Below are 26,061 nucleotides of genomic sequence, written 5' to 3'. Positions count from 1 at the left end.
ACGATTCGCTCCTCAATGCGACAGGTGGGTCAGCGGGCCGATGCGGTAGAGCACCTCGGGGTCGTGCGGGCCGTCCGGGAACTGTCCGGCGTCGAACAGCACCTCGCGCTCGACGCGCGCTCCGTGGCGCTCGGCGTAGGAGGTGAACAGCCGCTCGGAGGCGGTGTTGCCCGGCGTGATGGTGGTCTCGACACGGGTCAGGCCGCCGTGCTCGGCGGCGACCCGGGCGGTGAGCCCGTCGAGCAGCCGGGCGGCCAGCCCCCGGCCGCGGTGCGCGGCGTCGACGGCCACCTGCCACACGAGCAGGGTCCCGGGACGGTCCGGCCGCAGATATCCGGTGACGAACCCGATCGGCTCGCCCCCGGCGTCCCGGGCCACCGCCGAGGTGCCGGCGAAGTCCCGGCACCAGAGCAGATAGCTGTACGACGAGTTCAGGTCGAGGGTCCCGGATTCCTTGGCCATGCGCCAGATCGCGGCCCCGTCCGTCACCGCCGGTCGGTCGATGTGCAGGTCTGCTGGTGCGGCAGTCATGCGAATTGAATTTAGCGAGCGAAATTGAAAATTGCATGGCCGTCAGGTCTTACGTGGGGCCGTCGCGTGTGTTATCACGCGGGCGCGTACGGCCACGCGAGCACCATGCCTTATGGGGCGGTTTGACCGGGAGGAATGGTGTGAAACGGGCGCGTTGTGTAACGCGTCACACCCGTGTAACCCCTGCGGCACCCGCCCGGATTACGCCACTCGGCGTTCGCGAAATCTTCGCGTTTAGGGTCGGGTGAATCGGGCAGAAGAAGACGGGAAGCTGCTTCGGGTAATGGGTATGGAATACGGGGAAAGAATGCCGGGAATTGGGCCGCCGATAAGGCTGCCGCAGAATCCCGGCAGGCCGGGCGAATCAGTGCCGCATTTCCGTGAGCGCCGTTCCGAGGGCGTCCAGCGACGTCCGCACGGCCTCCCGCGTCGCGTCCGGCCCGTAGTGGTTGACCCGGATCATCTCCTTCGCCAGCGCGCCGCCGCCCGCCGCCAGCGGCAGCGAGGCGTCGGCCGTGAGGGCCCGCGCCACCAGCTCCGAGGCGTCGACGCCGGGCGGTGTCCGCAGGGTCGTCGCCACGGGCGCCGCCTGGGTCGCGTCGTGCACGTACGGCGCCAGGCCCAGCGCCGCCGCCCCGGCCCGGGTGTCCGCCGCGGCGGAGGCGTGCCGTGCCATCACCGTCTCGAGCCCGGCCTCCTCGATGCGCTCCAGGCACGCCTCCAGCGCCAGCATCTCCAGCTGCGCCGGCGCGTGCGGCAGCGCGCCGCGGCCGGCGTCGATCCAGCGCTCCTTCCAGTCCAGCAGCGACAGGTACGAGCGCCGCGGCGCGCGGGGGTTCGCCGCCATCCGGGCCCAGGCCCGCTCGCTCACCGAAACCGCCGACACGCCCGCCGGGCCGCCCATCGCCTTCTGCGCCCCGATCACGCACAGGTCCACGCCCCACGCGTCCGGCAGCACCGGCTCCGCGCCGACCGAGGCGACCGCGTCCAGGTAGAACAGCGCCCCCTGCTCCCGCACCGCCTCGCCGATCTCCGCGACCGGGTTGGTGTTGCCGGTCGCCGCCTCCGCGTGCACCAGCGACACGAAGTCGGTCTCCGGGTGCTCGGCGAAGGCCCGCCGGACGTCCTCGGCCGTGACGGCCGTGTGGAACGGCACCGCCAGGTCGTGCACCGTCGCCCCGCAGTCCCGCAGCCAGTTGCCGAACGTCGTCCCGTACGGCCCCGTGATCACGTTCAGTGCCGTCGTGCCGGGACCCGCGGCGGCGCGGATGGCCCCCTCCAGCGGCAAGAGCGCCTCGCCCTGCATGATCACCACGTCCTGCCGGGTAGAGAGCAGCCGGGCCACCCGCTCCTCGATCGACGCGAAGCGCGCGGCGGTCAGCGGGGGCAGGTCGAGGAAGGGGTGGGTCACGGCGGTGCTCTCTTCGCTCTCTTCGCTGTCCGCGCCTGTCCGTGCGCGGTCCGGATCGACTCGGACGAGCGTAACCGGCGGCCACCGCGCCCGTTCTCCGGCCCGTACGGGAAAATGGCGCAAAACGCCACCAAATCCCGCAATCCTTGCATGCTCCCCACGTCTCCCCACAGGAGGTCCCCGTGAACACGCTCCTCGGACGCCGGGTCCGGGCCCTGGCCGCCGTCACCGCTACGGCCGGGCTGGTGCTCGTGGCCGGCTGCACGTCCAGCGACGACGGGGGCGGCGGCGGTGAGACGGCCGCCGGCGGGGTGAGCCTGGTCAAGGCCGGGAAGCTGACGACCTGCACCCATTTGCCGTATCCGCCGTTCCAGTCGGAGATCGACGGCAAGGTGCAGGGCTTCGACGTGGCCCTGATCGACCTGGTCGCCGAGGACCTCGGCGTGACGCAGGAGATCCTCGACACCCCGTTCGAGAACTTCAAGACCGGCGCGTTCCTCAACTCCGGCCAGTGCGACCTGGCCGCCGCCGGCATGACCATCACCGAGGAGCGCAAGAAGAACGTCGACTTCTCCGACCCCTACTTCGAGGCGACCCAGGCGGTCCTCGCCGACAAGGACAGCGGCATCGCCTCCTTCGCGGACCTCAAGGGGCGGAAGGTGGGCGCGCAGGCGCAGACCACCGGTGAGGACCACGCCAAGGGCCAGGGCCTCGACCCGGTCTCCTTCGAGTCCTCCGACGCCGTCCTCAACGGGCTGCGCACCGGGCAGGTCGAGGCGGTCGTCATCGACTACCCGGTCGTCCAGGGCTGGCTGAAGGACGAGGCCAACGCCGACGCCTTCGAGGTCGCAGACAACATCAACACCGGCGAGCAGTACGGCTTCACCGTCAAGAAGGGCAACAACGCGCTGCGCGAGGCCATCAACAAGGCCCTCGCCGAGGCCCGGTCCGACGGCACGTACAAGAAGCTGTACGAGAAGTGGATCGGCCCGTACGAGGAGTCGGCCGCGTCGCCCTCCGCCTCATGAGCGGCGTCGCCAAGGCCGAGGTCCAGCCGCGGCGCAAGGGGCTGTCCAGGAGGCAGAAGCGGAGCCTGTCGCGCGGGCTCCAGTACGTGGTGTTCGTCGCGGCCGTGATCGCCTTCGCGGTCTCGGCCGACTGGGACCGGCTGCGGAACCAGTTCGCGCAGGAGGACATCGCGCGGCAGATGTTCCCGGACGTCATCACGCTGGCGCTCAAGAACACCGTGCTCTTCACCGTCACCGGCTTCGCCGTCGGGCTGGTGCTCGGCATGGTCATCGCGCTGATGCGGCTGTCTTCCGTGGGCCCCTACCGCTGGCTGGCCGGGATCTACATCGAGATCTTCCGCGGCCTGCCCGCCCTGTTGATCTTCATCTTCATCGGCGTGGCCGTCCCGCTGGCCTTCCCGGGCACCGAGATCGTCGGCGGCACCTACGGCAAGGTCGCCCTCGCGCTCGGCCTGGTGGCCGCCGCCTACATGGCCGAGACGATCCGCGCGGGCATCCAGGCCGTCCCCAAGGGCCAGATGGAGGCGGCCCGCTCCCTGGGGTTCTCACCCGGCAGGGCCATGGTCTCGATCATCCTGCCGCAGGCGTTCCGGATCATCCTCCCGCCGCTCACCAACGAACTGGTCCTGCTCTTCAAGGACTCCTCGCTGGTGCTGTTCCTCGGCGTCACCCTGGAGGAGCGGGAGCTGTCCAAGTACGGCCGCGACCTGGCCAGCACCACCGCCAACTCCACGCCGATCCTCGTCGCCGGCCTGTGCTACCTGCTGGTCACGATCCCGCTCGGCCTCGTCGTGCGCCGCATGGAGGCCAGGGCCCAGGAGGCCGTGAAATGAGCCGACCGGAAATCGAGATCCACGACCTGCACAAGTCGTTCGGCGACAACCACGTCCTGCGCGGCATCGACCTGCAGATCGGCCAGGGCGAGGTCGTCTGCGTCATCGGCCCCTCCGGCTCGGGCAAGTCGACCCTGCTGCGCTGCGTCAACCTGCTGGAGGAACCGAGCCGGGGCCGGGTCGTCGTCGGCGGCACCGAGGTCACCGACCCGGACGTCGACATCGACGCCGTACGACGCCGCATCGGCATGGTCTTCCAGCAGTTCAACCTGTTCCCGCACCTCACCGTCACCGAGAACCTCACCCTGCCGCAGCGCCGGGTGCTGCGCCGGGACAGGGCGACGGCCGCCAGGGTCGCCGCCGAGAACCTGGAGCGGGTCGGCCTCGCCGAGAAGGCGGACGCCCACCCCGCCTCCCTCTCCGGCGGCCAGCAGCAGCGCGTCGCCATCGCCCGCGCCCTGGCGATGGGACCCGAGGTGATGCTGTTCGACGAGCCGACCTCGGCGCTCGACCCGGAACTGGTCGGCGACGTCCTGGCGGTGATGCGGATGCTCGCGCGGGACGGCATGACGATGATGGTCGTCACGCACGAGATGACCTTCGCCCGCGAGGTCGCCGACCGGGTCGTCTTCATGGACGGCGGCGTCGTCGTCGAGCACGGCGCCCCGGAGCAGGTCGTCACCGCCCCCCGCCACGAACGCACCCGCCACTTTCTCTCGCGCCTCCTCGACCCGGCGATGGCGGAGGTGGAGGAGGAGAAGTCCGACCAGGTGGGCGGCCGGGGCGGGCCCCCTCACTAAGGTGCCGTCCATGAGCGATCAGCCGGTGCTGCACGTGAAGGGGCGGGTGCTCGTCGGGCCCGACGACGTCCGGGACGAGCTCTGGGTGATCGGCGGGCGGATCTCGTACGACCGCCCCGCCGGCGCCCGCGAGGTGCGCACGGTGACGGGGTGGGCGCTGCCCGGCCTGGTCGACGCGCACTGCCATGTGGGCCTCGACGCGCACGGCGCGGTGCCGAGGGACGTCGCCGAGCGGCAGGCGCTGGCCGACCGGGAGGCCGGCACACTGCTGATCCGGGACGCCGGCTCGCCCTCCGACACCCGCTGGGCGGACGAGCGCGAGGACCTGCCGAAGATCATCCGCGCCGGGCGGCACATCGCCCGCACCCGCCGCTACATCCGCAACTACGCCCACGAGATCGAGCCGGACGACCTGGTCGCGTACGTCGCCCAGGAGGCCCGGCGCGGCGACGGCTGGGTGAAGCTGGTCGGCGACTGGATCGACCGCGACCTCGGCGACCTGGCCGCCTGCTGGCCCCGGGAGGCGGCCGAGGCCGCCATCGCCGAGGCGCACCGGCTGGGCGCCCGGGTCACCGCGCACTGCTTCGCCGAGGACTCCCTGCGCGACCTCGTCGAGGCGGGCATCGACTGCGTCGAGCACGCGACAGGGCTCACCGAGGACCTGATCCCGCTGTTCGCCGAACGCCGGGTAGCGATCGTGCCGACGCTGGTCAACATCGCCACCTTCCCCGGGCTGGCCGCCGGGGGCGAGGCCCGCTACCCGCGCTGGGCCGAGCACATGCGGCGCCTGCACGAGCGGCGTTACGACACCGTGCGCGCCGCCTACGACGCCGGTATCCCGGTGTACGTCGGCACGGACGCCGGCGGCTCGCTCGCCCACGGGCTGGCCGCCGCCGAGGTGGCGGAACTGGTCACCGCCGGGATTCCGCCCGAGGCGGCGGTGTCCGCGACGACCTGGGCCGCGCGCCGCTGGCTCGGCCGGCCCGGCCTGGACGAGGGCGCGCCGGCGGACCTGGTGGTGTACGAGGCGGACCCCAGGGCGGACGTACGGGTGCTGGCGGCGCCACGGCGGATCGTGCTCAACGGGCGGGTGGTCCGGTGACCGGGGTGACGGAAATCCGCCCCTCGGGGCGCGGACGCGCCGGCCGGGCGCTCGCCGGGAGGAGTGAACGCGGCGGGCGCAGGCGAGCACCCGCACCCGAAAGCTCGACGTCCTCGCCAAAACCCCTCGTTGGAGTGAGTCACCCTGGGCGCCGCCCGTTCACCGTCGAGGGCACGCTCACCCCGGCCCGGGCCGCCGGCCAGACCCCGCGCCGGCCGACGTGGCGTCCCAGGGCGCGCCCGACCGGCCGGCGGCCGGCCCGGCGGAGACGGGCGGCGACTCCCTGACCCCGTACCTCGCCGGCGGCGGGCGGAGGAGCGCCGGCGCCGGCGCGGGGTGAGCGCCTCGCCCCCGGCCGAGTCTGGGCGGCCCGGGCGGCCCGTCCTCAGCCCACCGCCCGCCGCAGCGCCCCCAGGAACCCGTCCGTCGTCGCCCGGTCCCGTACCGCCAGGCGCAGCCACTGCTCGCCCAGCCCCGGGAAGGTGTCCCCGCGGCGCACCGCGTAGCCGAGGGCACGCAGCCGGTGGCGCACCTCGGCCGCACGGGGGAGGCGGACCAGGACGAACGGGGCCTCGGCCGGGGTCACCGCGCGCAGGCCGTGCGGGGCGAACTCCGCCAGGCCCGCCAGGAGACGGGCCCGGTCGGACGCGATGCGGTGGGCGGCGTGGGCCGCCTCCGCCAGGGCCGGCGGCGTCACGCACGCCTCGGCCGCGGCGAGCGCCGGCGTCGACACCGGCCACAGGGGCTGGGCCCGCTCCAGGTCCGCGACGGTGTCCGGGGCGGCGAGGACGTACCCGACGCGCAGCCCGGCCAGGCCCCATGTCTTGGTCAGGCTGCGCAGTACGACCAGGCCGGGCACGTCCGTCCGGCCCGCCAGGGCCTCCCGCTCGCCCGGCACCGCGTCCATGAACGCCTCGTCCACGACCAGCGTCCGCCCGGGCCGAGCCAGCCGCGCCACGTCGTCCGCCGGGTGCAGGACCGACGTCGGGTTGGTCGGATTGCCGACGACGACCAGGTCCGCCTCCTCGGGGACGGCCGCCGGATCGAGCCGGAAGCCGTCCTCCTCGCGCAGCAGCACCCGGTCCACCGAGTGCCCGGCGTCCCGCAGCGCCGCCTCCGGCTCGGTGAACTGCGGATGCACCACCACCGGCCGACGCACCTTCAGCGCCCGCGCCAGCAGCACGAACGCCTCCGCCGCACCCGCCGTCAGCAGCACCCGGTCGGCCGGCAGCCCGTGCCGCGCGGCGACCGCCGCCCGCGCCGCCCGCCCGTCCGGGTAGGCGGCGAGGCCGGCCAGGGAGTCGGCGATGCGGGTGCGCAGCCACGGCGGCGGCGTGCCCGCGCGGACGTTCACCGCCAGGTCGGTCAGCGCCGCGCCGTCGTCGCGCACCTCCGCGTCACCGTGGTGGCGCAGGTCGGGCCCGTCAGTGTGCATGCGAGTGCGCGTGCCCTCCGTGATGGTGGTGGCCGTGACCGTGGTGGTGGCCGTCGTCGTCGGGGTGGAAGTGCGGCTGCTGCGGCATGCCCACCTTGTCCTCGAAGCCCGGCAGCGCGATCCGGTACACGCACGAGTCGCAGTTCATCCGCAGATCGCCCTCCACGGCCTCCGCGTACCGCTCCATCACCAGGTCCAGCAGCTCCGGCTCCGGCCCGATCACGTCCGCGGACCGCACCTCGACCTCGGGGTGCGCGGCGGCCCAGCCCTCCGTCTGCTGCCGCACCCGGTCCGGGAGGATGCCCGTGAACAGGAAGTACGGCAGCACGACGATCCGCCCGGCACCCAGCCGCGCGCACCGGTCCAGCCCGCTCGGCACGTCCGGCGCGGCCAGCGACACGAACGCCGTCTCCACGCCCGCGTACCCGCGCCCCTCCCACAGGAGCCGGGCCGCCTTGCACACCTCCGCGTTGGCGTCCGGGTCGGTGGAGCCGCGCCCGACCAGCAGCACGGTCACGTCCGCCCGGTCCTCCGGCGTCCGCCCGGCACCGCCGAGCGCCTCGTCCAGACGCCGCTCCAGCACGTTCAGCAGCGCCGGGTGCGGGCCCAGCGGACGCCCGTAGGAGTACGAGATCCCCGGGTGCCGTTCCTTCTCGCGGGCCAGCGCCGCCGGGATGTCGCCCTTGGCGTGCCCGGCGGACACCAGCATCAGCGGCACGGCGGCGAACCGGCGCACCCCGCGCTCCACCAGCTCGGCGACGGCCTCGCCGAGCGGCGGCGGGGACAGTTCGATGAAGCCGCCCGCGACGGGCAGGTCGGGGTGGCGGCGCCCCAGCTGGCGCACGAAGTCGCGGAACGCCTCGGCGCCGGCGTCGTCACGGGTGCCGTGGCCGGCGATGAGCAGGGCGGGCGGCGGGGTGGTCACGGTTTCTCCTCGGCGGAAATCGGGTGGTACAGCAGGGCGTTGAGCGCGGCGGCGGCGACCGCCGACCCGCCCTTCTCGGACACGTTGCTCACGGCGGGCAGCCCGCTCTCGCGCAACGCGGCCTTGGACTCGGCCGCGCCGACGAAGCCGACGGGCAGGCCGATGACGAGCGCCGGAGCGGCGTCCAGCGTGAGCAGTTCCTCCAGCGCGGTCGGCGCGTTGCCGATCACCCAGAGCGCGCCGGGGCCGACCTGCTCGTAAGCCAGCCGGATGCCGTGCGCCGACCGGGTCAGGCCCGGCCCCGCGACGGCGTCCTGCAGCCGGCACACGGTCTCCCGCCGGGTGATGCCCGCACCGACCATCTCCACGTCCACGACGACCGGCGCCCCGGCGTGCAGCGCCGCGTGCGCCGCCACCAGGTCGGCCTCGTCCATCACGAGATCCTCGGCGTACTCCAGGTCGGCGGCGGAGTGGATGACCCGCTCCACCACCGCCCGGGTCAGCGGCGGGAAGTGCGACGTGTCCAGCCGGGCGCGCAGCCGCCGGTAGGACTCGGCCTCGATGGGGTGGACCACGCGCGTCACCGGGACGCCTCCTGCCAGCGGTAGCCGCGCGGCGTCACCATGCGCCCCGCGATCGTCCGGGTCGCGGTGTTGCCCACCGTCACGACCGTCATCATGTCGACCGTCGCCGGGGCCAGTTCACCGAGCGTGGTGATCCGGCTCGACTCGTCGGCGCGCGAGGCATTGCGCACCACGCCCACCGGGGTCCCGGACGCCCGGTGCTCGGCGAGGATGCCCAGGGCCTTCGGCAGCTGCCAGTCCCGGCCCCGGCTGCGCGGGTTGTAGAACGTCACCACGAGGTCCGCCTCCGCCGCCGCGCGCACCCGCCGCTCGATGACCTCCCACGGCGTGTGCAGGTCCGACAGGCTGATCGACACGTGGTCGTGGCCGAGCGGCGCGCCCAGGATCGCGGCGGCGGCCAGCGCGGCGGTCACGCCCGGCACCCCGACCACGTCGATGTCGTCGGACGCCTCGGCGAGCGCCGGGGACGCCATGGCGTACACGCCCGCGTCGCCGCTGCCGATCAGCGCCACCGCATGCCCCCTGCGGGCCTCCTCGACGGCCGTGCGGGCCCGCTCCTCCTCCGCGCCGAGCCCCGACTCCAGGACGCGGGTGCCCGGCCGCAGCAGATCGCGGATCTGGTCGACGTACTGGTCCAGGCCCACCAGCACCGAGGCGCGGCGCAGCTCCGCCGTCGCGCGGGGCGTCAGCAGGTCCCGTGCGCCCGGCCCGAGGCCGACCACCGCGAGCCGGCCGCGCGCGGGACGCCGTACGACCGCGCAGGTCGCCATGGCCGACTTCCGCTTGGGGACGAGGAGTTCGCCCCCGCGGGCCAGCGCCGACGCCTCCGCGACGGACGGCGTGCCGACGGCGGCGAGCGGCGCGTCGGAGGGGTTCGGCACGTCGACGCCGGCCAGCTCCCCGGCCGGGTACGTCACCAGCGGCACCCCCAGCCGCTGCGCCGCCGCCACGATGCCGGGCTCGTCGGCCTTGGCGTCCACGGTGGCCAGCTCGGCGACCGACGCCGCCGACAGCCCGGCGTCCCGCAGGGCGCCCTCGACCAGCCCCAGCACCTCGTCCGCGGGCGCCCCCCGCGACGCGCCCACGCCCACGACCAGCGACGGCGGACGCAGCACCACCTCGCCCCGGCCGACGGCGACATGGCGGTCCGTCACCCGGATCGTGTACGCCCCGCTCTGCGCGACCGGCAGCGGCGGCAGCGGCCACGCCACCTCGGCGTCCACCGCGACCGGCTCCCCGTCCAGCAGCGCCCGCGTCACCCCGGCCACATCGCCCTCCACGGGCAGCCCCAGCGTGTCCAGACCGGGAAGGCCGGCCGCGTCCGTGCCGGTGGTCACCACCGGCTCGGCGCCGAGCACCTCGCCCACCCGCGCGGCCAGCTCGTTGGCGCCGCCGCCGTGCCCGCCGACCAGCGACACCGCGAACCGGCCGCCCTCGTCGACGCAGACCACGCCCGGGTCGGACGCCTTGTCGGCCAGCAGCGGGGCGATCAGCCGCACCACCGCACCCGTGGCCAGGAAGCACACGAGCTGCTCGCACTCCGCGAACGCCCGCCGTACGGCGGACCCGACAGGGCCGTCGTACACGCGCGTACGCTCCGGCCAGGCCGCGGCCAGCCGGTCGCGCGCAGCCGCGCCCGCCGCCGTGGCGGAAACAAGGCCGATCACTGGACAACTCCTTCGTCATGCGCCGGGGGCCGCACGCCCCACAGCAGGAAAACCGGATTGGTCGCCGCCAGCCGGGTCACATCGCCCGGAAGCGGCGCGAGGCGGGACGACTGCAGCAGCACCCCGTCGCAGTCGAGCCCGGCGGCCGTCAGCGCCTCCCGCGCGGCCGGCACCCGGTCCAGCGCCGCCAGCGCCACCACCACCGCCCGCCGCGCCCGTCGCGCGCACGCCGCCACCACGGCGGGCAGCTCGCGCCCGCCGCCGCCGACGAACACCGCGTCGGGATCGTCGTCCAGGCCGTCCAGCGCCCCGGGCGCCGCCCCGTGCACGGCCCGCACGTCGACGCCGTGCGCGGCGGCGTTGGCGCGGATCCGCTCCACCCCGTCCGCCGCCTTCTCCACCGCCACCACGGCGGCGCCCAGCCGCGCGCACTCCACGGCCACCGAGCCCGAACCCGCGCCGACGTCCCACACCAGGTCGCCGGGGCGCGGCCCGAGCCGGGCCAGGGCCAGCGCCCGCACCTCGAACTTGGTGATCATCGAGTCGCGGTGGGCGAACGCCGACTCCTCCAGCGCCCACCCGCCGGGCCGCACCGGCGGACCCGCGACCGTGCGCACCGGACCCAGCGCCCGCGCCTCGTCCAGGCACAGCACGACGCTCACCGCCGGCCCCCAGTCCCGCGCCGCGGCCTCGGCCGGCGTCACCCGCTCCACCCGCTCCCGGGCCGACCCCAGCGCCGACGCCACCACCAGCACCCGCGGGGCGTCCCCGAGCGCCGCGCCCAGCTCCGCCGGACCGGCCCCAGGCCCGGTCAGCACCGCCGTCTTCGGATGCGCCCGGCACACGTTGACCGCCGTCCGCAGCTCCCGCCCGTGCGCGCTGACCACCACCGCGTCGTCCCACGGCAGCCCCGCCCGCGCGAACGCCGCGGCCACCGACGACACCTCCGGCCGCACCTCCAGCCGCTGTGGCCCGAACCGCTCCGCCAGCGCCCGCACGATCCCGAAGAACCCGGGATCGCCCGAGGCCAGCACCACGACCGGCGCCTCCTTGGCGACGTACTCGGCGACGGCGTCCAGCGCGGGCGCCAGCGGCCCCAGCACGATCCGCTCCGCGCCCCCGGGCAGCGCCACGGACTCCAGGTGCCGCCGCCCGCCGACGACCAGCGCGGCCCCCGCGACCGCCTCCGCCGCGGTCGGCGCCCCCGTCCCCGTCCCCGTGCCCACGACGGTGATCAGGGCGCTCACGTACGGGCACCCCGCTCGCGCAGCGCCCGGCGGGCCTCCGGGTCGGCCTTGCGGTAACCGTGGAAGTGACCGGGGTGGTACAGGTGCGAGCGGGTGCCGTGCGCGTCGAGGGCCGGACCGACCAGGAACAGCGTGTGCTTCCACAGCTTGTGCTCCTTGACCGTGTCCTCCAGCGTGCCCACCGTGCACCGCACCAGCAGCTCCTCCGGCCACGTCGCCTGGTACGCGATCACCACCGGCGTCGTCGTCGGATAGCCGCCCTCCAGCAGCTCCCGCACCAGCTGGCCGCTGCGCGCCGCCGACAGGAAGACCGCCATCGTCGTCCCGTGCCGGGCGAACTCCCGCACCTCCTCCCCGGGCGGCATCGGCGTCTTGCCGCCGCCCAGCCGGGTGAGGATCACCGACTGCGCCACCTCGGGGATCGTCAGCTCCCGCTGCGCGATCGCCGCCACCGCCGAGAACGACGACACGCCCGGCACCACCTCGGTCGCGATGCCGATCCGCGCGCACCGGTCCAGCTGCTCCTGCGTGCCGCCCCACAGCGCCGGGTCACCGGAGTGGATCCGGGCCACCCGCAGGCCGTCGGCGTGCGCCCGCTCGTACACGGCGACGACGTCCTCCAGCGACATCGCCGCCGAGTCGAGGATCTCCGCGCCCTCCCGGGCGTGCTCCAGCACCTCCTCCTGGACCAGGCTCGCGGCCCAGATCACCACGTCCGCCTCGGCGATGGCGCGGGCGGCGCGGAACGTCAGCAGATCGGCGGCGCCGGGGCCGGCGCCGACGAAGGTCACCTTGCCGGAAGGGGCGTCGGCCATGGGTCGGGGTCCTCTCATGACGGGATGGGGAAGCGCACCGGCGGTGAAGGCCGAAGGTGCGCGGCGGGGGACGCATCGGATACGAAGGGCGCATGGCGGTGATCGTCGCGCTCGGCGCGTTCCTGATGACGTTGGCTGGCGGCTGGACGGCACACCGCGTGACCGACCGCCGCCACCTGGTGCTGGGCCTGGCCGGCGGGCTCATGCTGGGCGTGGTCGGACTGGACCTGCTGCCCGAGTCGCTCGCCGCCGCGGACGCCGACGTGTTCGGCGTGCCGGCCGCGTTCCTGCTGTTCGTCGCCGGCTTTCTGCTGGCCCATCTGGTGGAACGGCTGCTGGCCGCCCGGCAGGCCGCGCACGGCGCCAAGAACGCGGACGGACGCGCGCCCGAGGTGGGCCTGACGGCCGCCGCCGCGATGGTCGGCCACAGCGCCATGGACGGCGTCGCCATCGGCGCCGCCTTCCAGATCGGCGAGGACATGGGCGTCGCCGTCGCGCTGGCCGTCGTCGCCCACGACTTCGCGGACGGCTTCAACACCTACACACTGACCCGGCTGTACGGCAACGCCCGCCGCCGCGCCGTGCTGATGCTGGGCGCGGACGCGGTCGCCCCCGTGGCCGGCGCCGCCTCCACGGCGTTCGTCGCCATCCCCGAGCCCCTGCTCGGCGGCTACCTCGGCCTGTTCGGCGGCGCACTGCTGTACCTGGCCGCGGCGGAGATCCTGCCCGAGGCCCACCACACCCACCCGGCCCGCTCCACGCTGCTGTGCACGGTCGCGGGGGCGGCGTTCATCTGGCTGGTGGTCGGCGTCGCGGAGTGACCGGGCCGGCGCCTGTCCGACGGTCACAGCTTGCCGCCCCGCCCGCCGTCGCGCCGCGGCGGCGAGATCAGCGTCGAGAGGTACGGCAGCGCGGCCCCGTCCAGCTCGGCGGCCGGGCGCACGGACTCCTCGGGCAGCCCGAGCGCCGACCCCCACACCGCGTCGTCGATCCGCCCGCTGTCCCGCAGCGCCTCGGCGACCTCGGCCGCCTGCCGCCCGAACTTGTACGCCACGACCGTCCCCGGTCCGTCCAGCGCCTCCTTGAGCACACCCGCCCCGGCCGTCACCGGCACCAGCGTCAGCGGCTCGGTGCCCTCCGTCAGCACCGCTCCCGAACGGGCCGCGAGGTCCTGCATCGCGGTGATCCCGGGCACGGTCCGCACCACGACGCCCGGCACCACGGCGGCGATGGTCTGCGCGAGATAGGTGAACGTCGAGTACACGTTCGGGTCGCCGATCGTCGCGAACGCGACCGTCCCGTGCGCCCGCAGCAGCGCGGCCACCCGCTCCCCGGCCGCGTCCCAGGCGGCCTCGCGCCGGGCCCGGTCGCTGCGCTCGTTCAGCGCGAACACCACCCGCACGACCTTCTCCGGCCCCACGTAGTGCAGCACCGTCGCCTCGGCCCGCCCGCGCTCGCCCGTGTCCATCACCGGGACCACGACGACGTCCGCGGCCCGCAGCGCGTTGACGCCCTTCACCGTCACCAGCTCGGGGTCGCCCGGCCCCACCCCGACCCCGATCAGTCTGCTGCTCATGACGTCCGGCACCTCTCCACGAACCGACGGGCGACACCGGGCTCGGACGCCCAGTGCGTGTGCAGATAGCTCGCGTGCACACCTCGCTGTACGAAACCCTCGACGCGCCGCTCGGGCGCGCGCACCCCCCACGCGGCCTCCGCCCCGGCGCCGGGCTCGACGACCGTGCGGTGGAACTCGTGCCCCCGCATCCGCGTCCCGGCCGCCGCGAGGACGCTGTCGCTCACGGCCACCGCGTCCCGGTAGCCGAGGGTGAGCCGGTCCGTCATCCGCGCGGCGGCGCCGAGCACACCGCACATGGGCAGCCCGTCCAGCTCCCGGCACAGGTACAGCAGCCCCGCGCACTCGGCCGCCACCGGCGCGCCGCCGAGGGCCAGCTCGGCCACGGCCCTGCGCAGCGGCTCGTTGGCGGACAGCTCGGCGGCGTACACCTCCGGGAACCCGCCGCCGACGACCAGCCCGCGCGCGCCCTCGGGCAGTCGCTCGTCGCGGAGGGGATCGAAGGTGACGACATCGGCCCCGGCGGCCGTGAGCAGCTCGGCGTGTTCGGCGTAGGAGAAGGTGAACGCCGGCCCACCGGCGACGGCGACTTTCACACGCCCGGGCGGCGGGGGCGAGGAAGCGACGGCCTCAGCCGCGTCCCAGGCCGCACCCGCCAACGCACCCGCATTCCGAGCCAGCCCCACCAGCGCCTCCAGGTCACACCCCGCGGCGACCTGCGCGGCCATCGCAGCCACGGCCTCCACGGCCTGGGCCCGCCGCTCGGCGACCGGCACCAGCCCCAGATGCCTGGACGGCGTATCGACCTGCGGAGCCCGCCGCAGCACCCCGAACACCGGCACCCCGACCGAATCCAAGGCGTCCCGCAGCAGCTCCTCGTGCCGGTCGGACCCGACCTTGTTGAGGATCACGCCCGCGACCCGCACCTGCGGGTCCCAGGACGCGAACCCGTGCACCAGAGCGGCGACCGACCGCGACTGCCTCGAGGCGTCCACGACGAGCACGACCGGCGCCTCGAGCAGCTTGGCGACATGGGCGGTGGAGGCCAGTTCCCCTTCCCCCGCCGCCCCGTCGTACAGCCCCATCACACCCTCGACGACGGCGATGTCACACCCCCGCGCCCCGTGCAGGAACAACGGAGCGACCAGCTCCGGCCCGCACAGGTACGCGTCGAGATTGCGCCCCACACGCCCGGTGGCGAGCGCGTGGTACCCGGGGTCGATGTAGTCCGGCCCGACCTTGTGCGGGGACACGGCGAGTCCCCGCCCGGCGAGCGCGGCCATCAGCCCCGTGGCGACGGTGGTCTTGCCGCTCCCGGAGGAGGGCGCGGCGACGACCAGCCGGGGAACGGACGAGGGCCAGGTCACCACTCGATGCCCCTCTGCCCCTTCTGTCCGGCGTCCATCGGATGCTTGACCTTGGACATGTCCGTCACGAGATCGGCGAAGTCCACCAGCTTCTCCGGCGCGTTCCGCCCCGTGATCACCACATGCTGGGTGCCCGGCCGGTCGCGCAGGACGTCGATCACCTCGTCGGTGTCGACCCACCCCCAGTGCATCGGGTACGCGAACTCGTCCAGCACGTACAACTGGTACGTCTCGGCGGCCAGGTCCCGCTTGACCTGCTCCCAGCCCTCGCGGGCCTTCTCTTCGTTGTCCATCTGCGCGTCCCGCTGGACCCAGGACCAGCCCTCGCCCATCTTGTGCCAGGCGACGGTCCCGCCCTCGCCGGAGTCCCCGAGCACCCGCAGCGCCCGCTCCTCGCCGACCTTCCACTTCGCCGACTTGACGAACTGGAACACCCCGATCGGCCACCCCTGGTTCCAGGCCCGCAGCGCGAGCCCGAAAGCGGCGGTCGACTTGCCCTTGCCCACGCCCGTGTGCACGACCACCAGCGGACGGTTACGGCGCTGACGGGTCGTCAGACCGTCGTCCGGTACGACACTCGGCTGTCCCTGCGGCATTACGCGGCCCTCCTCTGTACGTCCTTCACCAGACCGGCGATCGCGTCGGCCCTCAGCTCGTCCAACGTCACGGCGGCACCGCCCAGTTCACCGGCGAGCTGCCCCGCCAGCCCCAGCCGCACCGGGCCCGCCTCGCAGTCCACGACCACCGACGCCACCCCGTCGGCCGCGAACAGCCGCGCGGCGCGCGACGCCAGCGCCACCGGCTCGGGCCCACCGGTGGCCCGCCCGTCCGTCACCACGACGACCAGCGGCCGGCGCGCGGCGTCCCGCAGCCGCTCCACGCGCAGCACGTCGTGCGCCTTGAGCAGCCCGGCGGCCAGCGGCGTACGGCCCCCGGTCGGCAGCGACTCCAGCCGGGCCGCCGCCGCGTCCACGGACGAGGTGGGCGGCAGCGCGACGTCGGCCGAAGACCCCCGGAAGGTCACCAGCCCCACCTTGTCCCGCCGCTGATACGCGTCCAGCAGCAACGACAGCACGGCGCCCTTCACGGCGCCCATCCGCTGCCGCGCGGCCATCGACCCGGAGGCGTCGACGACGAAAAGAACCAGATTCCCCTCGCGCCCCTCGCGCACCGCCTGCCGCAGATCGTCCCGCCGCACCACCAGCCCCGGCCCGCTGCGCCCCCGCGCCCGCTGGTGCGGCGCCGCGGCCTGCACGGTGGCGGCCAGGTGCAGCTTGGTCAGCGCCCCGCGCGGACGCCGGGCCCCGATCGTCCGCCCGTGCTCGGTCCGCGCCCGCGAACGCCGCCCGGCGGCGCCCTCCCCGATGCCGGGCACGCTCAGCACCCGGGTCCGGAACGGCTCGGCGGCCCGTACGGCCGACTGCTCGCCCGCCCCGGCCGGCTGCGGCTCCCCGCCCTCACCGGCCTCGGGCCGCGCACCGGAACCGCCCTGGTCGGGCCCTTCGGAGGACGGCTGCCCCCCGCCTCCACCGGGACCGTCGGGGTCGGGATCGTCGTCGCCCTCGCCCTGGTCGCCGAACTCCTCCAGCGTCCGGTCGAGCTTGTCCTCGTCCAGCCCCGGAGCGTCGAAGGGGTTGCGCCGCCGCCGGTGCGGCAGCGCCAGCAGCGCGGCCTGCCGCACGTCCTCGGCCAGGACGTCGGTCCGCCCGGCCCAGGCCGCCAGCGCGGTCGCCGTGCGGGCCATCACGATGTCGGCGCGCATGCCGTCCACCTCGAAGGCGGCGCAGGTCGCGGCGATCTGCCGAAGCGCCGCGTCACCGAGCCGGACCTGGGGCAGCAGCTCGCGTGCGGCCACGATCCGCTGCCGTACGGCGGCCTCCTCGTCGGCCCAGCGCGCTGCGAACCCGGCCGGGTCGTCGTCGTGGGCCAGCCGCCGCCGCACGACCTCCACCCGCTGGTCGGGCTCCCGCGAGGCGGCGACCTCGACGGTGAGCCCGAACCGGTCGAGCAGTTGCGGTCGCAGCTCGCCCTCTTCGGGGTTCATGGTCCCGACGAGCAGGAAGCGCGCCGCGTGCCGCACGGACACGCCCTCGCGTTCGACGTACGAGGCGCCCATCGCGGCGGCGTCCAGGAGGAGGTCGACCAGGTGGTCGTGGAGCAGGTTGACCTCGTCCACGTACAGGATCCCGCGGTGCGCGTCGGCGAGCAGGCCCGGCTCGAACGCCTTCACGCCCTCCGCGAGCGCCCGCTCGATGTCGAGGGCGCCCACCAGCCGGTCCTCGGAGGCGCCGACGGGGAGTTCGACCATGCGGGCCGGGCGCGTCGTACCGGCCCGGACCTCGTGCGGCCCGTCCGGGCACGCGGGGTCGGGAGCGGCCGGGGCGCAGGAGAAGCGGCACCCGGGGACGACGTCGACCTCCGGCAGCAGCGCCGACAGGGCGCGGACCGTCGTCGACTTGGCCGTCCCCTTCTCACCGCGCACGAGAATGCCGCCGATGCTCGGTGAGACGGCGTTGAGCAGCAGGCCGAGGCGCAGGTCGTCCTGGCCGACGACGGCCGTGAACGGAAACGGGGTGGTCACTTGTCGTCGCCCTCCAGGTCGCCTTCGAGCTCCAGATAGGTGGCGCGCAGCCGCTCCAGCGTGTCGGCGTCCGGCTCGGCCCACAGCCCGCGGTCGGCGGCCTCCAGCAGTCGCTCGGTGATGCCGCGCAGCGCCCACGGGTTGGACTTCTTCATGAAGTCCCGGTTCTCCGGGTCGAAGACGTACTCGGCGCTGAGCTTCTCGTACATCCAGTCGTCCACGACCCCCGCCGTGGCGTCGTACCCGAACAGGTAGTCCACGGTCGCCGCCATCTCGAAGGCGCCCTTGTAGCCGTGCCGCCGCATCGCCGCCATCCAGCGCGGGTTGACCACCCGCGCCCGGAAGACCCGGTGCGTCTCCTCGCCCAGCGTCCGCGTCCTCACCTGGTCCGGCGTCGCCGAATCGCCCACGTAGGCCTCGGGGTTGGCGCCGGTCAGGTGCCGCACCATGGCGACCATGCCGCCGTGGTACTGGAAGTAGTCGTCGGCATCGACCAGGTCGTGCTCGCGCGTGTCGACGTTCTTCGCCGCCACCGCGATCCGCCGGAACGCCGTCTCCATGTCCCCGCGCGCCGCCCGTCCGTCGAGCCCGCGCCCGTAGGCGTAGCCGCCCCACACCGCGTACACCTCGGCGAGGTCCGCGTCGGAGCGCCAGTTCCGCGCGTCGATCAGCGGCAGCAGACCCGCGCCGTACGCCCCCGGCTTGGAGCCGAAGATACGGGCCGTCGCGCGCCGCCGGTCGCCGTGCTCGGCGGCGTCCTCGTCCACGTGCGCCCGCACGTGGTTGGACTCGGCGGGCTCGTCCAGCTCGGCCACCGCCCGCACCGCGTCGTCGATCAGCCCGACGACGTGCGGGAACGCGTCCCGGAAGAAGCCGGAGATGCGGACCGTGACGTCGATGCGCGGTCGGCCCAGCTCCTCCAGGGGCACGATCTCGAAGCCGGTCACCCGCCGCGACGCGTCGTCCCACACCGGGCGGCAGCCCAGCAGCGCCAGGATCTCGGCGATGTCGTCGCCCTGGGTGCGCATCGCGGACGTGCCCCACACCGTCAGGCCGACGGACTTCGGGTACTCCCCGGTGTCGGTCAGATACCGCTGCACCAGCGAGTCCGCCAGCGACTGCCCGACCTCCCAGCTCAGCCGGGACGGAATGGCCTTGGGGTCGACGGAGTAGAAGTTCCGGCCGGTCGGCAGGACGTTGACCAGGCCGCGCGTCGGGGAGCCCGACGGGCCGGCCGGGACGTAGCCGCCGTCCAGGGCGCGCAGGATGTGCCCGATCTCGTCCGTCGTCCGGGCGAGACGCGGCACGACCTCGTCGCAGGCGAACTCCAGCACCGCGACGGCGTCCGGCACTTCGGCGCCGCCCAGCACCTCCCGCACCAGCGGACCGCTCTCCGCGACGGCCCAGCCACGGGCCTCCATGCCCTCCGCCAGCCGCCGGCACAGCTGCTCCAGCAGGTCGACGGCGTCGGAGCCGGTGCGCGCGGGACCCTCCACCAGGTTCGTCAGCTCGACGGGCACCTTCACCGGCGCGCCCGGCTCGGCCAGCAGCTCCTTCTCGTCCAGCCCGAAGTGCGCGGCCAGCGAGGCCCGCAGCCCCGGCAGCGCGTTGGCCCGCCCGCCCCACACCTGGGAGGCCCGCAGCACGGCCAGCACCAGGTTGACGCGCGGCTCGCCGACCGGCCCGCCGCCGAGAACGTGCAGGCCGTCGCGGATCTGCACGTCCTTGATCTCGCACAGATAGCCGTCGATGTGCATGACGAACTCGTCGAAGGTCTCGTCGTCCGGCTGCTCGTCCACGTGCAGGTCGTGATGGAGCTCGGCCGCCTTCACCAGCGTCCAGATCTGCGCCCGCACGGCCGGAGCCTTGGCCGGGTCCAGGTCGGAGACGAGCGCGTACTCGTCGAGGAGCTGTTCCAGCTTCGCCAGGTCCCCGTACGTGTCCGCGCGGGCCATCGGCGGCACCAGGTGGTCGACCACCGTGGCGTGCCCGCGCCGCTTGGCCTGGGTGCCCTCGCCGGGGTCGTTGACGATGAAGGGGTAGACGAGGGGGAGGTCGCCGAGGACGGCGTCCGGCGCGCAGCCCTTGCTGAGCCCGAGGCCCTTGCCGGGCAGCCACTCCATCGTGCCGTGCTTGCCCATGTGCACGATCGCGTCCGCGCGGAAGGAGTTCTCCAGCCAGCGGTAGGCCGCCAGGTAGTGGTGGGACGGCGGCATGTCGGGGTCGTGGTAGATCGCGATGGGGTTCTCGCCGAAGCCGCGCGGCGGCTGGATCATCACGACGACGTTCCCGAACCGCAGGGACGCCAGCACGATGTCGTCGCCGTCCACGTAGAGGGAGCCGGGCGGCTCGCCCCACGCCTCCAGCATCCCGTCGCGCAGCTCGGGGTCCAGCCGGTCGAACCACGCCCGGTAGTCGGCCAGCGGCACCCTGGCGGGCGCGGCGGCCAGCTGGTCCTCCGTCAGCCACTCCACGTCGTGCCCGCCGGCCTCGATCAGCCGGTGGATCAGCTCGTCGCCGTTGTCCGGGTAGCCCTCGACCGCGTACCCGGCGTCGCGCAGGGCGTCCAGCACCCGCACCGCCGAGGCGGGCGTGTCCAGGCCGACGGCGTTGCCGACGCGGGAGTGCTTGGTCGGGTACGCGGTGAAGACGAGCGCCAGCTTCTTGTCGGCGTTCGGCTTGTGCCCGAGCCGGGCGTGCCGTACGGCGATCCCGGCCACCCGCGCGGCCCGCTCGGGGTCGGCGACGTACACCGGGACGTCGTCCGGGCCCTGCTCCTTGAAGGAGAACGGCACGGTGATCAGCCGCCCGTCGAACTCCGGGATGGCGACCTGCATCGCGGCGTCCATCGGGGACAGCGCGGCGTCGGACGCGTCCCAGGCGGCCCGCGAGGAGGTGAGGCACAGGCCCTGCAGCACCGGCACGTTCAGGTCGGCGAGCGCCCCGACGTCCCAGGCCTCCTCGTCGCCGCCGGCCGAAGCACCGGAGGCGTGCGTGCCGCCGGCGGCGAGGACCGTGGCGATCAGGGCGTCGGCGCGGCCCAGGATCTCGTACAGGCCCTCCTCCGCGCCGCGCAGCGAACCGCAGTACACCGGAAGGGCGTTGGCGCCCTGTGCCTCGATCGCGTCGCACAGGGTGTCCACGAAGGCGGTGTTGCCGCTGAGTTCGTGGGCGCGGTAGAAGAGCACGCCGACCGTCGGGCGGCCGTCCGCGACGGCGCGCTCGCCGTGGACGCCGTACTCCGGCATCCTGCGCGGCTCCTCGAAACCCTCGCCGGTCAGCAGCACGGTGTCGGAGAGGAACCGGGCCAGTTCGGTGAGGTTGTCCGGCCCGCCCTCGACGAGGTACCGCAGCGCCTCGGCCACCACGCCGGCCGGGACGGACGACTCGGCCATCAGCTCCGCGTCCGGCACGGCCTCGCCGCCGAGCAGCACGGTCGGCACGCCGGACGCCTTCAGCGCGGCGAGCCCGTCCTCCCAGGCGCGCTTGCCGCCCAGCAGCCGTACGACGGCGATGTCCGCGCCCTCCAGCAGCGCGGGCAGTTCCTCCTGGACGTCGACGCGGGTCGGGTTGCCGATCCGGTAGCCGGCGTCCGCGGCGCGGGCCGCCAGCAGATCGGTGTCGGCGGTCGACAACAACAACACTGTGCTCATGCGGGCGCTCCCGGTGGAATGAAAGGCAGTCCTTGCGGCGCGCCCGACTCGATGAGCCGCCACAGCGCGTCCGTGTCCGCGTGCTGTTCGATCAGGTCGCCGAGCCGGTCGAGCTGTTGCTCGCGCAGCGCGGCGAACGAGGTGTCGGGCGCCGGCACGAAGCGGCGGCCGGCGAGGGCGGCCACCTCGCGCAGGAAGGCGCGCCGGAAGCCGTCCGACTCCAGCGAGCCGTGCCAGTGGGTGCCCCAGGTCGTGCCGATCCGGCAGCCGTCCAGACCGTGTCCTCGGTCGTCGGAGATGAACGTGTCCCCGCCGAGGACGTCGGCCACCCCGTGGTGGATCTCGTAGCCCTCGACCCGCTCGCCGAGGGCCTCGCCGACCGGCCGGGTGAGGGTCTTCTCGCGGGCGAAGCGCACCCGCACCGGCAGGATGCCGAGGCCGTCCACCTGTCCGCGTCGGCTCTCGACGTCGTCCTCGATGCGCTCGCCGAGGACCTGGAAGCCGCCGCAGATCCCGAGGACGGGCCGGCCCTCCGCGGCCCGGCGGCGCAGCGCCCCGGCGAGCCCGCGCTCGTGCAGCCAGTCCAGCGCCCGCACGGTGCCGCGGGTCCCCGGCAGCACGACCAGGTCGGCGTCGGCCAGTTCCTCCGGCCGGTCCACGAACCGCACCACGACGCCCGGCTCGGCGGCCAGCGCGTCGACGTCGGTGAAGTTGGACATCAGCGGCACCGCGCACACGGCGACGCGCAGCACGTCCTCGCCGACGGGCGGGGCGGTGTTCGACTCGCGCACGGTCCCGCGCAGCGACACCCTCAGGCCGTCCTCCTCGTCGATGCCGAGCCCGTGCCGGTACGGCAGCACGCCGTACGTCCCCCGCCCGGTGAGGTCCCGGAGCATGTCCAGGCCCGGCTCCAGCAGCGAGACGTCGCCGCGGAACTTGTTCACCAGGAACCCGGCGACCAGCGCCTGGTCCTCGGGCGAGAGCAGCGCCACCGTGCCGAAGAAGGACGCGAAGACGCCCCCGCGGTCGATGTCGCCCACCACCAGCACGGGCAGCCGCGCGTTGCGGGCGATCCCCATGTTCACGATGTCGGTCCGCCGCAGGTTGATCTCCGCAGGACTGCCGGCCCCCTCACAGATCACCGCGTCATACGTGCCCCGCAACTGCTCCAGACAGTCCAGCACCGTGCCCAGCAGCCGCTGCTGCCGCCCGCCGTGGTAGCCGCGGGCGCTCAGCTCGCCCACCGGCCTGCCCAGCAGCACCACCTGGCTGCTCTGCTCGCCGCCCGGCTTGAGCAGCACCGGGTTCATCAGGGCGGTCGGCTCGATCCGGCAGGCCTGCGCCTGCATGGCCTGAGCCCGCCCGATCTCCGCGCCCTCGCGGGTCACGAAGGAGTTCAGCGACATGTTCTGCGCCTTGAACGGCGCCACCTTCACGCCCTGGCGGACCAGCCAGCGGCAGATCCCGGCGGTGACCACGCTCTTGCCGGCGTCGGAGGTGGTGCCGGCGACGAGGAGCCCTCCGCTCATCACGTACGTCCTCTCTGCAGGGCGGACTTCACCACGGACACGCCCGCGCACACCCCGAGCGCGAGCACGCTCACGCGCCGGGACAGCCGGACCGCGCGCCGGATGTCCCCGACCTCGACGGCGCGCCCGGCTGCCCCGTTGAGCACGGGCCGGTGCTCGACGCGCCCGCCGTACGACAGCGTCCCGCCGAGCCGCACCCCGAGCGCCCCCGCGAACGAGGCCTCCACGGGCCCGGCGTTGGGACTCGGGTGCCTGTGGGCGTCGGTCCGCCAGGCCCGCAGCGCGCCGCGCGGATCGTCACCGGCCGCGGCGGCGAGGACGGCGGTGAGCCGCGCGCCCGGCCATCCGGCGAGGTCGTCGAGGCGGGCGGAGGCCCAGCCGTAACGGCGGTGGCGGGGCGACTTGTGGCCGACCATGGCGTCGAGGGTGTTGACGGCCCGGAAGCCGAGCAGCCCCGGCACTCCGCAGGCCGCGCCCCACACCAGCGCGCCGACCACGGCGTCCGAGGTGTTCTCGGCGACGGACTCCACCACCGCGCGGGCGATCCCGTCGGCGTCCAGCGCCTGCGGATCGCGTCCGCACAGGTGCGGCAGCCGGTCCCGGGCGGCCTCGACGTCCCCGGCCTCCAGGGCGCGCCCGACGGTTTCGGCCTCGCGGGCGAGGGAGGTACCGCCGACGACGGCCCAGGTGGCGGCGCCGGTCAGCAGGACGGAGGCGGCGGGGGAGGAGCGTACGGCACGGGAGGCGGCGGCCCCGAGGGCGACGGCGCCGCCGGCGCACAGCGCGGTGTGCAGCGCGCCCCACCCGCGGTGGTCACGCCACAGCACCCGTTCCACGGCGCCCGCGGCACGTCCGAACGCGGCGACCGGGTGCCCGCGGCGGGGATCGCCGAGGAGCAGGTCGCCGAGGAGGCCGGCGGTGGCGCCGTACGCGAAGACGCGATCGGCACGCATCGGGCTCAGCCGGTCGCGAGGTCGCGTGGGGAGGCGTCGGGAAGAGACCTGGTGCTGAACCTCGAACGGCAGCCGAGCATCGCGTTGTGTCCTCACTCAGGGTGTCCACGCCCTGGTTCGACGAGACCGGCGGTGAGAGTTCCTGGCTCCCGGGGTTTCCTGCCCCGGTCACAGTGGCGGGACCGCGCCGGATTCTCACCGGGCTTCCTCTCCTGCCGCCGTACATGGCCCCGGAAGTCCACCACGGGGTTGGAAGGGCCGTCAACTTGCCGTTGACCTGCGGGAGGGGAGTGTGCTGAGGCCCACACCGGCCCCCTTGCGCCCGCCCATGGGTCCCGGAACGCGCGGATGCCCGCCTGCCCCGGCCACCGGTGAGGGCGGCCCGGGCAGGCGGGCGTCGAGGGGGAGGACCCGAAGGGGGAGCGGGCTGCGAGGGGGGAGGGCTACGCGACGATCAGGTAGATCCCGTACGCCACCGCCGCCGCGCACCCGGCGAAGGCCGCGTAGGCGCCGGTCAGCGCGAGGGCCGCGGAGCCGCCGCCGCTGGCCGCGGCGCGCTCACGGCGGGACAGTCCCGCGATGCCGAGGGTGAACAGGCCCACGAGGGCCACGGTGACCACGAGGCTGACGCCGAAGACGGAGCCGAGGGCCGCCCAGTCGATCTTCATGCTGCTTCCGTTCCTTCGTCAGACGGGGGTGGAGGCCGACGGGGCCTTGGAGTCGCTCGCCTGGGCGGGGATCGCCGCCGCCAGTTCCTCCGCCGCGGCGGCGGTGGGCGGCGGGGTGACCGCGGCCATGGCGGTGGTGACCACGCCGGCCGGCTCCTCGGTGTCGTTGACGTTGGTGTGGTCGACGACCTCGCGGCGGGAGATCTTCCAGATGGCGGCGCTGGAGCCGACCAGGAAGACGGCCACGAGCGCGGTGCCCCAGTCGCCGAAGCGGGTGACGACCTCGGCGAGCGCGCCCACCAGGGCGGCGGCCGGCAGGGTCAGGCCCCAGGCGACGAACATCCGGGTGGCGGTGGACCAGCGGACCACGCCGCCCTTGCGGCCCAGGCCCGCGCCCATCACGGCGCCGGAGACCGAGTGCGTGGTGGAGAGGGAGAAGCCGAGGTGGGAGGAGGCGAGGATGACCGTCGCGGCGCTGGTCTGGGCGGCGAAGCCCTGCTGCGGCTGGAGGTCGGTCAGGCCCTTGCCCATGGTGCGGATGATGCGCCAGCCGCCGAGGTAGGTGCCGAGGGCGATGGCCACGCCCGCGGAGAGGATGACCCACATGGGCGGGTCGGAGTCGGGGGCGAGGGTGCCGCCGGCGACCAGGGCGAGGGTGATGATGCCCATCGTCTTCTGGGCGTCGTTGGTGCCGTGGGCGAGGGAGACCAGGCCGGCGGAGGCGATCTGCCCGGCGCGGTAGCCCTTGGCCGAGGCCTCGCCGTCGGCCTTGCGGCCGAGCCGGTACGTCAGCCGGGTGCCGAGCATCGCCGCGACGCCCGCCACCAGCGGGGCGGCGATGGCCGGGATGAGCACCTTGGTGACCAGCGCGTCGCCGTGCACCGCGCCGAAGCCGGCGGAGGCGACGGTGGCGCCGACCAGGCCGCCCATGAGGGCGTGCGAGGAGGACGAGGGCAGGCCCACCAGCCAGGTCAGCAGGTTCCACAGGATCGCGCCGACCAGCGCGGCGAAGATGACCTCGGGACGAATTCCGCTCTCGTCGACCAGGCCCTTGGAGATCGTGTTGGCGACCTCCACCGAAAGGAACGCGCCGACCAGATTGAGGACGGCGGACATGGCCACGGCGACCTTGGGCCGCAGAGCACCGGTGGAGATGGTGGTGGCCATCGCGTTGGCGGTGTCGTGGAAACCGTTCGTGAAATCGAACGCGAGTGCGGTTACCACCACAATCGCGAGGATCAGCGAGATGCCTTCCATTTACCCAGGCAATCGTTCGAGGTCATTGGCTGGACGAACGTAAGTAACCCAGGTGAACGCAAGGTGAACTGAGAAGGGCTTCTGGGTGTCTGTAGGTCG

The 26,061-nt window shown here is 74.4% G+C and carries 22 protein-coding genes and 1 riboswitch; of the genes, 5 read left to right on the top strand and 17 right to left on the bottom strand.

The window, feature by feature from the left end; all coding sequences use genetic code 11:
* Positions 1–12: 12 nt before the first annotated feature.
* Positions 13–531, bottom strand: a complete 519-nt coding sequence (gene ectA, locus ABZY13_RS21460; protein ID WP_356633044.1) for a diaminobutyrate acetyltransferase — start codon at positions 529–531, stop codon at positions 13–15.
* A gap of 364 nt (positions 532–895) precedes the next feature.
* Positions 896–1,942 (bottom strand): aminotransferase class V-fold PLP-dependent enzyme, encoded by a 1,047-nt coding sequence (locus tag ABZY13_RS21455; protein WP_356633042.1) that lies wholly within the window; start codon positions 1,940–1,942, stop codon positions 896–898.
* A gap of 182 nt (positions 1,943–2,124) precedes the next feature.
* On the opposite strand from ABZY13_RS21455, the gene ABZY13_RS21450 reads away from it, so the two are divergent.
* Genes ABZY13_RS21450 through ABZY13_RS21435 form a run of 4 tightly spaced genes read left to right on the top strand, consistent with a single transcriptional unit; the run spans position 2,125 to position 5,705 of the window.
* Positions 2,125–2,970 carry a transporter substrate-binding domain-containing protein gene (locus tag ABZY13_RS21450; RefSeq protein ID WP_356633040.1) on the top strand — a complete coding sequence of 282 codons (846 nt, stop codon included), beginning with the start codon at positions 2,125–2,127 and terminating at the stop codon, positions 2,968–2,970.
* Positions 2,967–3,803 carry an amino acid ABC transporter permease gene (locus ABZY13_RS21445; RefSeq protein ID WP_356633038.1) on the top strand — a complete coding sequence of 279 codons (837 nt, stop codon included), beginning with the start codon at positions 2,967–2,969 and terminating at the stop codon, positions 3,801–3,803. The genes ABZY13_RS21450 and ABZY13_RS21445 overlap by 4 nt, the downstream gene beginning before the upstream one ends.
* Positions 3,800–4,603 carry an amino acid ABC transporter ATP-binding protein gene (locus ABZY13_RS21440; RefSeq protein ID WP_356633036.1) on the top strand — a complete coding sequence of 268 codons (804 nt, stop codon included), beginning with the start codon at positions 3,800–3,802 and terminating at the stop codon, positions 4,601–4,603. Before ABZY13_RS21445 ends, ABZY13_RS21440 begins: the two co-directional genes overlap by 4 nt.
* A 10-nt stretch (positions 4,604–4,613) precedes the next feature.
* Positions 4,614–5,705, top strand: coding sequence for an amidohydrolase family protein (locus ABZY13_RS21435; RefSeq protein ID WP_356633034.1), 1,092 nt, complete (start codon positions 4,614–4,616; stop codon positions 5,703–5,705).
* Positions 5,706–6,090: 385 nt separating this feature from the next.
* Here the strand turns inward: ABZY13_RS21435 and cobC are convergent, their stop codons facing one another.
* The 6 genes from cobC to cobM are packed head-to-tail and all read right to left on the bottom strand — an operon-like array spanning position 6,091 to position 12,378.
* Positions 6,091–7,140 carry an Rv2231c family pyridoxal phosphate-dependent protein CobC gene (cobC, locus tag ABZY13_RS21430; protein WP_356633032.1) on the bottom strand — a complete coding sequence of 350 codons (1,050 nt, stop codon included), beginning with the start codon at positions 7,138–7,140 and terminating at the stop codon, positions 6,091–6,093.
* On the bottom strand, positions 7,130–8,065 hold the full coding sequence (locus ABZY13_RS21425) for a sirohydrochlorin chelatase (RefSeq protein WP_356633030.1): 936 nt from the start codon (positions 8,063–8,065) through the stop codon (positions 7,130–7,132). Before ABZY13_RS21425 ends, cobC begins: the two co-directional genes overlap by 11 nt.
* Positions 8,062–8,649 (bottom strand): precorrin-8X methylmutase, encoded by a 588-nt coding sequence (locus ABZY13_RS21420; protein ID WP_356633028.1) that lies wholly within the window; start codon positions 8,647–8,649, stop codon positions 8,062–8,064. Before ABZY13_RS21420 ends, ABZY13_RS21425 begins: the two co-directional genes overlap by 4 nt.
* Positions 8,646–10,316 carry a precorrin-3B C(17)-methyltransferase gene (cobJ, locus tag ABZY13_RS21415; RefSeq protein WP_356633026.1) on the bottom strand — a complete coding sequence of 557 codons (1,671 nt, stop codon included), beginning with the start codon at positions 10,314–10,316 and terminating at the stop codon, positions 8,646–8,648. The genes ABZY13_RS21420 and cobJ overlap by 4 nt, the downstream gene beginning before the upstream one ends.
* Entirely contained in the window at positions 10,313–11,554 is a 1,242-nt protein-coding gene (cbiE, locus tag ABZY13_RS21410; protein ID WP_356633112.1) for a precorrin-6y C5,15-methyltransferase (decarboxylating) subunit CbiE, read from the bottom strand. The genes cobJ and cbiE overlap by 4 nt, the downstream gene beginning before the upstream one ends.
* Positions 11,555–11,559: 5 nt before the next feature.
* Positions 11,560–12,378 carry a precorrin-4 C(11)-methyltransferase gene (gene cobM, locus ABZY13_RS21405; RefSeq protein ID WP_356633024.1) on the bottom strand — a complete coding sequence of 273 codons (819 nt, stop codon included), beginning with the start codon at positions 12,376–12,378 and terminating at the stop codon, positions 11,560–11,562.
* A gap of 92 nt (positions 12,379–12,470) precedes the next feature.
* Between cobM and ABZY13_RS21400 the strand changes: the two genes are divergently transcribed.
* Positions 12,471–13,199 (top strand): ZIP family metal transporter, encoded by a 729-nt coding sequence (locus ABZY13_RS21400; protein WP_356633022.1) that lies wholly within the window; start codon positions 12,471–12,473, stop codon positions 13,197–13,199.
* 23 nt (positions 13,200–13,222) lie between these two features.
* Here ABZY13_RS21400 and cobI read toward each other — a convergent pair whose 3' ends face one another.
* The 9 genes from cobI to ABZY13_RS21355 all read right to left on the bottom strand — a co-directional run bounded on the left by cobI (position 13,223) and on the right by ABZY13_RS21355 (position 25,962).
* The gene (gene cobI / locus ABZY13_RS21395; RefSeq protein ID WP_356633020.1) at positions 13,223–13,954 is read right to left on the bottom strand and encodes a precorrin-2 C(20)-methyltransferase; all 732 of its coding nucleotides are present in this window, start codon (positions 13,952–13,954) and stop codon (positions 13,223–13,225) included.
* On the bottom strand, positions 13,951–15,324 hold the full coding sequence (locus ABZY13_RS21390) for a cobyrinate a,c-diamide synthase (protein WP_356633018.1): 1,374 nt from the start codon (positions 15,322–15,324) through the stop codon (positions 13,951–13,953). The genes cobI and ABZY13_RS21390 overlap by 4 nt, the downstream gene beginning before the upstream one ends.
* Entirely contained in the window at positions 15,318–15,917 is a 600-nt protein-coding gene (gene cobO, locus ABZY13_RS21385; RefSeq protein ID WP_356633016.1) for a cob(I)yrinic acid a,c-diamide adenosyltransferase, read from the bottom strand. Before cobO ends, ABZY13_RS21390 begins: the two co-directional genes overlap by 7 nt.
* Positions 15,917–17,902 carry a putative cobaltochelatase gene (locus ABZY13_RS21380; protein ID WP_356633014.1) on the bottom strand — a complete coding sequence of 662 codons (1,986 nt, stop codon included), beginning with the start codon at positions 17,900–17,902 and terminating at the stop codon, positions 15,917–15,919. Before ABZY13_RS21380 ends, cobO begins: the two co-directional genes overlap by 1 nt.
* Complete coding sequence (cobN, locus tag ABZY13_RS21375) at positions 17,899–21,555, bottom strand: cobaltochelatase subunit CobN (RefSeq protein ID WP_356633012.1); 3,657 nt, start codon at positions 21,553–21,555, stop codon at positions 17,899–17,901. Before cobN ends, ABZY13_RS21380 begins: the two co-directional genes overlap by 4 nt.
* Positions 21,552–23,084 carry a cobyric acid synthase gene (locus ABZY13_RS21370; protein ID WP_356633010.1) on the bottom strand — a complete coding sequence of 511 codons (1,533 nt, stop codon included), beginning with the start codon at positions 23,082–23,084 and terminating at the stop codon, positions 21,552–21,554. The genes cobN and ABZY13_RS21370 overlap by 4 nt, the downstream gene beginning before the upstream one ends.
* The gene (locus tag ABZY13_RS21365; RefSeq protein WP_356633008.1) at positions 23,084–24,037 is read right to left on the bottom strand and encodes a cobalamin biosynthesis protein; all 954 of its coding nucleotides are present in this window, start codon (positions 24,035–24,037) and stop codon (positions 23,084–23,086) included. Before ABZY13_RS21365 ends, ABZY13_RS21370 begins: the two co-directional genes overlap by 1 nt.
* A gap of 115 nt (positions 24,038–24,152) precedes the next feature.
* Positions 24,153–24,296, bottom strand: a riboswitch (cobalamin riboswitch).
* Positions 24,297–24,480: 184 nt separating this feature from the next.
* Positions 24,481–24,705 (bottom strand): hypothetical protein, encoded by a 225-nt coding sequence (locus tag ABZY13_RS21360; protein WP_356633006.1) that lies wholly within the window; start codon positions 24,703–24,705, stop codon positions 24,481–24,483.
* 18 nt (positions 24,706–24,723) lie between these two features.
* Positions 24,724–25,962, bottom strand: a complete 1,239-nt coding sequence (locus ABZY13_RS21355; protein WP_356633004.1) for an inorganic phosphate transporter — start codon at positions 25,960–25,962, stop codon at positions 24,724–24,726.
* Positions 25,963–26,061: the final 99 nt, after the last annotated feature.

The organism is Streptomyces sp. NPDC006610 (assembly GCF_040611575.1).
In the GTDB taxonomy this organism is placed as follows: Bacteria; Actinomycetota; Actinomycetes; order Streptomycetales; family Streptomycetaceae; genus Streptomyces.
Note: the sequence above shows the minus strand (reverse complement) of the source record. Positions and strands in the feature narration are given on the sequence as shown.

Excerpts from the sequence above, each read along its gene's own strand:
- ectA (WP_356633044.1), bottom strand. The coding sequence starts at position 531 with ATGACTGCCGCACCAGCAGACCTGCACATCGACCGACCGGCGGTGACG.
- ABZY13_RS21445 (WP_356633038.1), top strand. The coding sequence starts at position 2,967 with ATGAGCGGCGTCGCCAAGGCCGAGGTCCAGCCGCGGCGCAAGGGGCTG.
- ABZY13_RS21440 (WP_356633036.1), top strand. The coding sequence starts at position 3,800 with ATGAGCCGACCGGAAATCGAGATCCACGACCTGCACAAGTCGTTCGGC.
- ABZY13_RS21435 (WP_356633034.1), top strand. The coding sequence starts at position 4,614 with ATGAGCGATCAGCCGGTGCTGCACGTGAAGGGGCGGGTGCTCGTCGGG.
- cobC (WP_356633032.1), bottom strand. The coding sequence starts at position 7,140 with ATGCACACTGACGGGCCCGACCTGCGCCACCACGGTGACGCGGAGGTG.
- cobM (WP_356633024.1), bottom strand. The coding sequence starts at position 12,378 with ATGGCCGACGCCCCTTCCGGCAAGGTGACCTTCGTCGGCGCCGGCCCC.
- ABZY13_RS21400 (WP_356633022.1), top strand. The coding sequence starts at position 12,471 with ATGGCGGTGATCGTCGCGCTCGGCGCGTTCCTGATGACGTTGGCTGGC.
- cobI (WP_356633020.1), bottom strand. The coding sequence starts at position 13,954 with ATGAGCAGCAGACTGATCGGGGTCGGGGTGGGGCCGGGCGACCCCGAG.
- cobO (WP_356633016.1), bottom strand. The coding sequence starts at position 15,917 with ATGCCGCAGGGACAGCCGAGTGTCGTACCGGACGACGGTCTGACGACC.
- cobN (WP_356633012.1), bottom strand. The coding sequence starts at position 21,555 with ATGAGCACAGTGTTGTTGTTGTCGACCGCCGACACCGATCTGCTGGCG.
- ABZY13_RS21370 (WP_356633010.1), bottom strand. The coding sequence starts at position 23,084 with ATGAGCGGAGGGCTCCTCGTCGCCGGCACCACCTCCGACGCCGGCAAG.
- ABZY13_RS21365 (WP_356633008.1), bottom strand. The coding sequence starts at position 24,037 with ATGCGTGCCGATCGCGTCTTCGCGTACGGCGCCACCGCCGGCCTCCTC.
- ABZY13_RS21360 (WP_356633006.1), bottom strand. The coding sequence starts at position 24,705 with ATGAAGATCGACTGGGCGGCCCTCGGCTCCGTCTTCGGCGTCAGCCTC.
- ABZY13_RS21355 (WP_356633004.1), bottom strand. The coding sequence starts at position 25,962 with ATGGAAGGCATCTCGCTGATCCTCGCGATTGTGGTGGTAACCGCACTC.